Source organism: Pseudomonas sp. (assembly GCF_035554175.1).
Lineage (GTDB): Bacteria > Pseudomonadota > Gammaproteobacteria > Pseudomonadales > Pseudomonadaceae > Aquipseudomonas.
This window is the reverse complement of record NZ_DATMIV010000050.1, coordinates 136,611-145,529: the sequence shown is the minus strand read 5'-3', so window position 1 is coordinate 145,529 and position 8,919 is coordinate 136,611. Positions and strand designations below refer to the sequence as shown.

Below are 8,919 nucleotides of genomic sequence, written 5' to 3'. Positions count from 1 at the left end.
ACAACGCATAACTGACAGTCACTCGGCTGTGAAGGCAAGCTTGAATCTCACCGCTGAACGCCAGGCCATCTGCAAAATCTTTTCGGGTGCCGCGCTCAGTCGAACGATGGTTTTGCGAGGGATTCGAGATCAAATCCGCGCCGCTCAGCCTGGTGGACTGATACTTAGGACATCGAGACTTATAGACACCCGATTAATCTCCACCACCACCCGCCTCGCCGCCTCCTCGATCGTTCCCTCATTCCGGCACAAAAACCAACCCTGGTCGGCAGCCGCTTGCTCAAACGTCTGGGTACAAGCGACATGCTCTTCGAGTCCGCGAAGCACAGTGCTGTTCAAGCCGCGCCGTCGTGCCCCCGCCCTGTACCACGAAATCTCCGCCGCGGTGACCACCCCGACATGCAGGTCTGGCACTTGGACGTTGCGATCAAGGTTCAACTGCAGGATTTCTGCGAACGGGACTAGGCGGCGAAACGCAGCATCGGACGGGTACCAGCGATCAATCAGGATGATGCTGTCGGCCGGTTGTTTGTTCAGCACGTTTTGAGAAATCCAGCGGCGGCTATCAGCCAGGCGCTGGCAAACCTCCAGCTCCAGACCCCGGTCAGGATGTCGGACGAGTCGGTTCACCAAGCGCATTGTTTCGCCCCTGAACGGGTCGCTTTTTTTCTCGCAAAGTCGGATGACTTTCTGGTTGTCTGCCCTCAGGGATTCAGTAATGGCCTCCAGCAGCGAGGTTTTACCGACGCCTTTCGGGCCATCCAGAGAAACAAACAGCGGACGATTCATTATTGACAGGTTCGACGGAAAAGTAGTGAACACTCTAACGGATTTTCAGGTTGAACCTCTGATGCTCTGGCGTACTCCGAAATCTGAATCCAGGAGAAACGTATGACTCAGACAGCTTTGGTCGTGGGCGCCAGCGGCATCGTCGGCAGCGCCATCACTCAGTTACTCATCGACAACAACTGGCAGGTCGCCGCGCTGTCGAGGCATCCATCGCAAGCGCAAGGCGTGATCCCTATCGCGGCAGACCTTCAAGACCCAGCCTCGCTGGAGCAGGCGCTGGCGGGTTTGAAACCCACTCATGTGTTCATTACCACTTGGTCACGGCAAGCCACGGAAGCCGAGAACATTCGCGTTAATGCCGCGATGGTACGTAACGTGCTCGCCGCTATTCGCCCAGCCAAAAGCGTTAAACACGTAGCGCTGGTGACCGGGCTGAAACACTACCTCGGCCCGTTCGAAGCGTATGGTAAAGGCAGCCTGCCGCAGACGCCTTTCCGCGAAGAGCAGGGTCGTCTGGATGTCGAGAACTTCTATTACGCCCAGGAAGACGAACTCTTCGCTGCTGCTGAAAAGGACGGCTTTACCTGGAGCGTTCATCGGCCGCATACCGTCACCGGGATCGCGGTGGGCAATGCGATGAACATGGCAACCACCCTCGCCGTCTATGCCTCGATTTGCAAACAAACCAATCGGCCTTTTGTGTTTCCCGGATCACGAGTGCAGTGGGAAAGCCTCACCGATATGACGGACGCGCGGCAGTTGGCGAAACAGCAACTGTGGGCGGCCACCACGCCGGCTGCGGCCAACCAGGCATTCAATGTTACGAATGGCGATGTATTTCGCTGGAAATGGATGTGGGGCCGAATTGCTGAATACTTCGATTTGCCTGCTGCCGATTATCCCGCTTCGCTTTCACCGCTTGAGAAGCAGATGGCTGACGACCAGGCCGTATGGACGCAAATAGTTGCGGATCACGGCTTGAAAGAAGCTGATATCGGTCGCCTGATATCCCCATGGCATACCGATGCAGATCTCGGGCGACCCATTGAAGTTGTCACTGATATGTCGAAAAGCCGCGCAATGGGTTTCACTGCATACCAGGCGAGCGATCAAGCATTTTTCGACGTGTTCGACAAACTACGTGAGATGCGCTTGATACCTTAGATCGCTCCAGAATAGGTATTAAACGGTACTTGTCGGCAGCCCCTGAATTGCTATAACGAGAGGTTCATCAGGTCACCTCGACTTGGTGAACCAAAGCGCCGCATCAACACGTTAAACCCAAACGCCTCCGCCCTGCCCTCATCTGCGGCATTTAGTCATTCCCCTGCTCCATAGCCTTCGCCGCTGCGCATGGGAATGACTGCGCCCTGCTGGAAATCCTCCCGCGTATCGCCGGCAGAACGACGCCGATCAACCACGCAAACTCCAAGCAAAACCAAATACTCAGACCAACTGCCTGGCTCGTGTCTTTAACAGGTCTCACTCTGTATCCAAGTGTGTACGGATGCAGGCGCGTTACAAAACATTGAGCTTGCAGCAGCGCAAGACACAAGCGAGATACACCGACACGATCAACTACGGTCACGGCCAGCGCAGGGGGTCCCACGCCTGCCACCTCTCATTGGAAGCAGCTGAACTGTTTCCATTTTCTTGACGACAAGTCGGAGGATTAAACCAATGCAAGCAAACGTGTCATCTGTCTTGAGTCGGCTGCAACTTAACCTCGATCGCGTTGGACACTGGATCGCTCCTTTAAGCCTGCGCATTTTTCTAGCCTGGGAGTTTTTTGAAGCTGGGTGGGAAAAGTGGAACGGCGAGAACTGGTTCCCAAGCATTCAAGGTGCCTTTCCTTTTCCCTTCAATCATCTGCCGGCTACGTTCAATTGGCAGTTATCCATGTGGGCAGAACTGCTCTGCTCGATTGCTTTGCTTATAGGTCTGGGAACACGCCTTTCGGCACTCATCCTCATCGTGGTCACCGTCGTGGCAACTGCCGCAGTTCATTGGCCAGCAGACTGGTCGACGTTGAGCGAACTGGCCAAGGGTTACTCCATCAGCAATAACGGCTACGGCAATTTCAAACTGCCCTTGATCTATCTCGTAGCACTTGTGCCGCTGCTGTTCACAGGAGCCGGCAAGCTGAGCCTGGATGCATTCATCGATCGGTATTTCAAGCGTTTGAATGCAAGCTGAATCGTGATCACGGACGTCAGTCGTCACCAAGGTTATCGCTTTTAAACCCCGCTAGTTAATCGCAAAGAAATGGCGATTACTGGATTGTTAATCAGGAGTTTCATCATGACCCATATTGATAAAGTGCTGTACACCGGCAAAGTCCATACCTCCTCGGGTGGACGAAATGGCACCTCGCTTAGTGACGATGGCCGACTGAATATAAAGCTGTCATCTCCTGGCACCTCTGGCGCCGGTACCAATCCAGAGCAGTTGTTCGCGGCAGGTTGGTCGGCTTGTTTTATCGGTGCAATGGGACTTGCGGCGAGCAAGATGAAAGTCACTCTCCCGGTTGATCTTGCCGTCGACGCCGAAGTGGATTTAGGCACAACCGATAGTGCTTATTTCCTCCAGGCTCGCCTCAACGTCCACCTTCCCGGGCTGGATCAAGAGGTCGCTCAAGCCCTGATCGATACCGCACACCAGACATGCCCGTACTCCAAAGCGACGCGGAACAACATCAACGTGGTGATCAACCTCGTTTGAGCAGAACCGTGGCGGGTTTCCGTCGCCAGATCCACGGCCCGCCCGGCTGCCCAAGGTGACTGGGAAGGTGCTGTGGATCGGAGATTCCAAACGTCGAATCGGAGTATTGAACTCATGCAAACGAGCGTTTCACCATCAGTGCATTTAGCTCCACAGCCACCACTTGAACCGACCGTCGGGCTCGGATTGCGCCGCGCGCTGCTCAACACGCTTCGTGACGCCCCCGCTGGGGATTTCGATTTTCTAGAGGTGGCTCCAGAGAATTGGATCGGTATCGGCGGCGCTCATGGAGATGCCCTGCAGTCGCTGGCTGAACGCTATCCGCTGTCATGCCATGGCCTGTCACTGTCGCTGGGTGGCAGTGCGCCTCTGGACGAGTCTTTTCTTGAGCAGGTACGCGGGTTTCTCGATCGCTTCAACGTGCCGTTTTATAGCGAACACCTAAGTTACTGTAGTGACGACGGCCATTTATACGACCTGCTGCCGTTGCCTTTTACTGAAGAGGCGGTTCATCACGTTGCTGGGCGCATCCGTCGTGCACAGGACATTCTTGGCCGCCGTCTTGCCGTAGAGAACGTCTCTTACTACGCCGCTGCTCATCAGGATATGGACGAACTTGCTTTTACCAATGCAGTTCTTCGCGAGGCCGATTGCGACCTGTTGCTCGACGTTAACAATGTGTACGTCAACTCAGTGAACCATCGGTTTGACCCAACGGTTTTCCTGGCCGGCCTGGAACCAGAACGCGTAGTGGCCATGCACGTGGCTGGGCATTATGACGAAGCCGATGACCTGATAATCGACACCCATGGTGCCTCGGTCAAACCGGTAGTCTGGTCATTGCTGGGGCAGGCTTATAACCTCTTCGGTGTGAAACCAACGCTGCTGGAGCGCGATTTCAACTTTCCGTCCTACGACGAACTTGTGGCTGAGCTGAATACCATCAGGCGGTTGCAACGCGACGCGGATGCTTTGGTGCGGGTGGCCGTCGATGGCTGACTCCACTGCAAGTTTGCACAGTCAGCAGCTCGCGCTGACCCGTTACCTACGTGATCCGGACAGTTATGCGCCTCCTGCGCAGATGAATCCCGCAAGAGCGCAGGTCTATCTGAACCTGGTGTTCAATAATCTGCTGAGTTTGTTGGGTGGAACGTTTCCGGTACTGGTTGCCGTGCTGGGTGATGCCGGCTGGCGTGCGCTGGTGCGACGATTTTTACGTGACTACCGCGCGCAAACGCCACGCTTCGGGGAAATTGCACGTGAGTTTGTAGACTTCATAGCAAGCCTGGAGGACTCGCCTGGTCGCGAGCATCCCTGGTACCCGTTCTTACCTGAATTGGCCCATTACGAGTGGGTCGAGATGGCGCTGCAACAGTTGGACGCTGCGCCGTTAAAGGCCAGTGACGCGACGCAGTTGCTCGACCGCCCCCTCAGGCTTTCCCCGCTCGTCTGGCCGCTGGCTTACACCTGGGCCGTACATCGTCTCGGGCCAAGCCACCTGCCTTCTGAACCGCCAGAACAACCAACGTTATTGCTGCTCAGCCGTGTGCCGAGTGGCCAAGTGCAGTTCTCGCAGGTCAGCTCCTTGGCATTCCGTTTGTTGCAGCGGATCGAGCAGTTCCCAGACATGGATGGTCGAGCGCAGCTGCATGCTTTGGCTGTAGAGGCTGGTGCTTCAGACGTGACCCGCTTCGTTGCCGACGCATTGGTTCTGCTGCGCCAGTTGCATGAGCAAGCGGCCGTCGGCGTAGCAGCGAAACCCGTTTCAGGGCGGTTGTCCTGACTGGCTATCAAAGGCCTGGATCAGTTTTTGTATCTCTATGTACCCATACGTGAAGTCTTGGGATTGGCTTACAAATGCTCCTCTCGGCAGATACATCGTGGATACATAACCCCGGCTAAATAAGCCTTACCCGAACAAGGTCGCCCTGTCGAAGTGGAAGACGCTTTGCGCGCATTTCCGGGCTTTTCCCACTCCGCCTACAGCTTCCTTTTGGGTCTATCCGCCCTGTGGCATGAACCGCGGCCTGGCCGCGCAAAGCATCTGGAGAATCACCATGCACCGTAAATCATTCTCGAACAAAAACGCCCTTGGCCTGGCCGCTATTGCTTTGGCCGGTGGCATGAGCCTGGCATCGTCTGCAGCTTTTGCTGTCGAGCCATTGCCCCAAGGCTATCAACTGGCATCGGCCGATAAGGCCGGCGAAGGCAAATGTGGTGAAGGCAAGTGCGGTTCCAGCAAAGCCAGCGACAAGTCCGCTACTGCCGAAGGCAAGTGCGGTGAAGGCAAGTGTGGTGACGACTCTTTCGCTCGCACAGATACCGACCATGATGGTCGCGTCTCTCTTAAGGAACTCCTGGCTGTGGCACCTCAGGGCGGTGAAGAATTTCAAGCCATGGACACCAATCACGATGGTTTTCTCTCGGAAGGTGAGGTCTACAAGTTCAGAAGCAACCAGTACCTCTCCAACGGCAAGAAAGTACCCACCGAGCTTTTCACCCGCATGAGCAAAGCGCAGAACTGATTGCTGCTGCCGTAATATTCGCCCTCCCTACGGCTACGGCCAGGGAGGGCGATTTACTTTCAGATAAGCGCCAATGGCGTACACTCGAATCCGACTACCGACTGTTCACGAAACGCGAGTCGGACTGAATCCAGGTTCAGTTATCGCTTTGCCCTTCATCAGCCGGTTGAAAGCCTCAGTGTCAATTGGCCGACTGAGAAAGAAACCCTGTCCTTCATCACATGACACCGCTTTCAATAACGCCAGGTGTTCTGCAGTTTCAATCCCTTCTGCGGTAACAGTGAGTGATAAAGCACGGCCCAGGCCTACAATCGCCTGGATGATCGACTCATCATCGCTTTCGACAAGCTTTTCCAAAAAGATACGATCTATCTTCAGGCCATCGAACGGAAAGGTACGCAAATAGCTCAGCGAGGAATAACCCGTACCGAAGTCATCCATGGAGATGCGCACGCCCAGCCGTTTTAATGTATGCATCAACTCCAAGGCACCGGGCGCATCGTCGAGCATGACGTTTTCGGTAATCTCCAGCTCCACCCTGGTAGGCGCGATACCGGACTCGCGAAGTGCTTTTTCCACGCGCTCGATCAAATTGCCTCGCTTGAATTCGCTGGGCGACAGATTGACCGACACAAACATCGCTTCCGGCCAATGCACCGCGCACTGGCAGGCTGTATTAAGGACCCAGTCACTCAGGGAAAGAATCAGCCCGGACTCCTCGGCAATCGGAATGAACGTATCGGGGGCGATCAAGCCTCGCTCTGGATGTTGCCAACGCACCAACGCTTCGGCACCCACCATCTGCCCGTCGGAGATACGAAAGCGCGGTTGAAAATGAAGTCGCAGCTCCTCGTGCTTGATTGCGAAGCGCAGATCACTCTCCAGACGTCGACGCTCAATAATCCTGGCATTCATATCCCCCGCATAAAAACGCCAGGTATTCCGGCCTCCAGCTTTTGCTTCGTACAACGCGATATCGGCATACCGAAGCAAATCGGCTGCCTCGCAGGCGTCATTTGGCGCCATGGCGATGCCGATGCTTGCGCTGACGAAGACTTCTTGCTCGTTAAGCTGGATTGATTGCTCGATGGACTCTATGAGTCGGCGGCACAGTATCTCGACTTCTTCTTGCGAATTGACATCAGTGATTATCAGTACAAACTCGTCGCCGCCGACTCGAGCGACAAGGTCGCCATGCCGCACGCAATCTGCGAGACGGCTCGACACCTGGTTAAGCACCAGATCGCCTGCGGCATGCCCGAGCAGGTCGTTCACCGGCTTGAATCGATCAAGGTCAAGACTGAGCATGACCAAGGGGCGTTCTGCTGTCGGCAAAGCTTTGAGTTTGCCATCAAGAAACTCTTGCAGACGTGTACGGTTGGGCAGGCCCGTGAGGGCATCATGTTGTGAAAGAAATTCAATTCGCCGCCGGGCTTCCACCTCATCGGTGACGTCTGTTGCCGTTCCTCGAAAACCTCCTTGCGTCATTGCTCGCGCCGACAGACGGGTGATTCGTTCCTCGCCATTTTTATCGACATAGCGACATTGGGCGCTGATATCGGGGCGGCGGTTGGGAATACCGAGCCATTGAGACAATGTGCCTGATTCGGTGCGCAGCAGATCATCTATTGGCGCCCCGATCCATTCCCCTCTGGAAAGTCCCGTGACATTTTCGAACCGCTCGGACAGATAAGTGAAATACCCGGCGCCGTCGATCTCCCATACCCAATCCGAGCTGGCCTCAACCACATCGCGAAAGCGCGCCTCACTGGTCGCGAGGTCGGCCTGACTGCTTTGCAGTGAAGAGTAACTGGCGTCCAGCGCCTGTGCCGCGGCGGTGGTACGGCGCAAAATGAACCAGGTCATCAGGCAGATCAACAACGCAGCAATGCCTAACAGGGGCAATCCAAAGGCTAACAATTGCAGACCAGGTTTGCGCGGATTCCAGTGCAGGCTGCCGGCGGCTCCCTCCTCTCCCAAGGGATAAACAGACACCGAGGGTATTTCGTCGGGAGTGGCCATGTGAAGGCCGTCTACACCGAAATCCAGCCCCATGGCAGCGAGCTTGGCGCTATCCAGAATGTCGACAAAAATCAGCACAGACGCTTGCCGGTCATCCGCTACGACCGTTGGATCAGTTCCTGGTGTGATCCCGGCAGCACCGACAATGGCGGGTAGACCACCGACATTGATGAACGTGGTTATCGGCGTTTCGACCTCGGCTCCTTCGCGCGCCTTATGAAGGATCGCGTCGATGGGCTGACCCAGCCATTGTTCAATTTCAACCGATGCCATCTCGCCGTTGAGCACGGAATAGACAGTGCGATCGACATCGTTGACAACGAATACGCCGCGCAATCCAAAGTCGGTGTAGAGCGTGGGCCCCAGATTTTGTCGTACGTACGCCCAGTCAACGTCCAGACCCGTATGCAAGTGCTTGTAAGCATCACCCCAGAATGCGTAATCCTTGACGGTCGATCGCAGGGATTTTTCCAATGATTCCACGGCTTTCCTGGTGTAGAAGGCACTTTCGGCCTCCTCCGCTCGGTCCAGATTCCGGGCCACATAAACCAGTGAGTAACTGGCAAGCAGGAATATCGCGGCCAAAAGGGCAACAAATTTGAACAGCGAAGCGCGGGTCAAAGCCACGCTTGAACGATTGCTGGACGAGCAAGAAATCGTGGGGAGGTCGTTGGGCATAAATTCCCGCTGGTCGTCGAGGCGATTCCTCTATGAATAAGGTGTCGGCAGCCAACGGCAAACCGTGAGTGTCCATCGCGGGCACAGATGAAATTCGAAGTTGCGCCAGCGTGGCCGCTCTTTTCACTCGACCGGCATCCCCGTGCGGCCGATCTTCGACTCCGCATCAGGGTTCAGTCAGTTC

8 protein-coding genes are annotated in these 8,919 nt (G+C 55.5%); 6 read left to right on the top strand and 2 right to left on the bottom strand.

Annotated features, from left to right (window positions below; genetic code table 11):
- Nucleotides 1–144: 144 nt before the first annotated feature.
- Nucleotides 145–789: a dTMP kinase gene (locus VNV36_RS22160; RefSeq protein ID WP_325720552.1), complete on the bottom strand. Its 645-nt coding sequence runs from the start codon at nucleotides 787–789 to the stop codon at nucleotides 145–147.
- 102 nt (nucleotides 790–891) lie between these two features.
- Here VNV36_RS22160 and VNV36_RS22155 point away from each other — a divergent pair, with 102 nt between their 5' ends.
- The 6 genes from VNV36_RS22155 (at nucleotide 892) to VNV36_RS22130 (ending at nucleotide 6,035) form a co-directional block, all read left to right on the top strand.
- Nucleotides 892–1,953, top strand: coding sequence for an SDR family oxidoreductase (locus VNV36_RS22155; protein WP_325720550.1), 1,062 nt, complete (start codon nucleotides 892–894; stop codon nucleotides 1,951–1,953).
- A gap of 516 nt (nucleotides 1,954–2,469) precedes the next feature.
- On the top strand, nucleotides 2,470–2,985 hold the full coding sequence (locus tag VNV36_RS22150) for an HvfX family Cu-binding RiPP maturation protein (protein ID WP_325720547.1): 516 nt from the start codon (nucleotides 2,470–2,472) through the stop codon (nucleotides 2,983–2,985).
- Between the two features lie 105 nt (nucleotides 2,986–3,090).
- Nucleotides 3,091–3,510, top strand: coding sequence for an organic hydroperoxide resistance protein (locus tag VNV36_RS22145; RefSeq protein WP_325720545.1), 420 nt, complete (start codon nucleotides 3,091–3,093; stop codon nucleotides 3,508–3,510).
- A 114-nt stretch (nucleotides 3,511–3,624) separates the two neighbouring features.
- Nucleotides 3,625–4,509, top strand: a complete 885-nt coding sequence (locus VNV36_RS22140) for an HvfB family MNIO-type RiPP peptide maturase (protein ID WP_325720543.1) — start codon at nucleotides 3,625–3,627, stop codon at nucleotides 4,507–4,509.
- Complete coding sequence (locus tag VNV36_RS22135; protein ID WP_325720541.1) at nucleotides 4,502–5,293, top strand: HvfC family RiPP maturation protein; 792 nt, start codon at nucleotides 4,502–4,504, stop codon at nucleotides 5,291–5,293. The genes VNV36_RS22140 and VNV36_RS22135 overlap by 8 nt, the downstream gene beginning before the upstream one ends.
- 274 nt (nucleotides 5,294–5,567) lie before the next feature.
- Nucleotides 5,568–6,035: an HvfA family oxazolone/thioamide-modified RiPP metallophore gene (locus VNV36_RS22130; protein WP_325720540.1), complete on the top strand. Its 468-nt coding sequence runs from the start codon at nucleotides 5,568–5,570 to the stop codon at nucleotides 6,033–6,035.
- 105 nt (nucleotides 6,036–6,140) lie between these two features.
- Here VNV36_RS22130 and VNV36_RS22125 read toward each other — a convergent pair whose 3' ends face one another.
- Nucleotides 6,141–8,735 carry a bifunctional diguanylate cyclase/phosphodiesterase gene (locus VNV36_RS22125; protein WP_325720538.1) on the bottom strand — a complete coding sequence of 865 codons (2,595 nt, stop codon included), beginning with the start codon at nucleotides 8,733–8,735 and terminating at the stop codon, nucleotides 6,141–6,143.
- Nucleotides 8,736–8,919 lie beyond the last annotated feature (184 nt).

Coding starts and splice junctions, on each gene's coding strand:
- VNV36_RS22145 (WP_325720545.1), top strand. CDS start 3,091: ATGACCCATATTGATAAAGTGCTGTACACCGGCAAAGTCCATACCTCC.
- VNV36_RS22140 (WP_325720543.1), top strand. CDS start 3,625: ATGCAAACGAGCGTTTCACCATCAGTGCATTTAGCTCCACAGCCACCA.
- VNV36_RS22135 (WP_325720541.1), top strand. CDS start 4,502: ATGGCTGACTCCACTGCAAGTTTGCACAGTCAGCAGCTCGCGCTGACC.
- VNV36_RS22125 (WP_325720538.1), bottom strand. CDS start 8,735: ATGCCCAACGACCTCCCCACGATTTCTTGCTCGTCCAGCAATCGTTCA.
- VNV36_RS22150 (WP_325720547.1), top strand. CDS start 2,470: ATGCAAGCAAACGTGTCATCTGTCTTGAGTCGGCTGCAACTTAACCTC.
- VNV36_RS22155 (WP_325720550.1), top strand. CDS start 892: ATGACTCAGACAGCTTTGGTCGTGGGCGCCAGCGGCATCGTCGGCAGC.
- VNV36_RS22130 (WP_325720540.1), top strand. CDS start 5,568: ATGCACCGTAAATCATTCTCGAACAAAAACGCCCTTGGCCTGGCCGCT.
- VNV36_RS22160 (WP_325720552.1), bottom strand. CDS start 789: ATGAATCGTCCGCTGTTTGTTTCTCTGGATGGCCCGAAAGGCGTCGGT.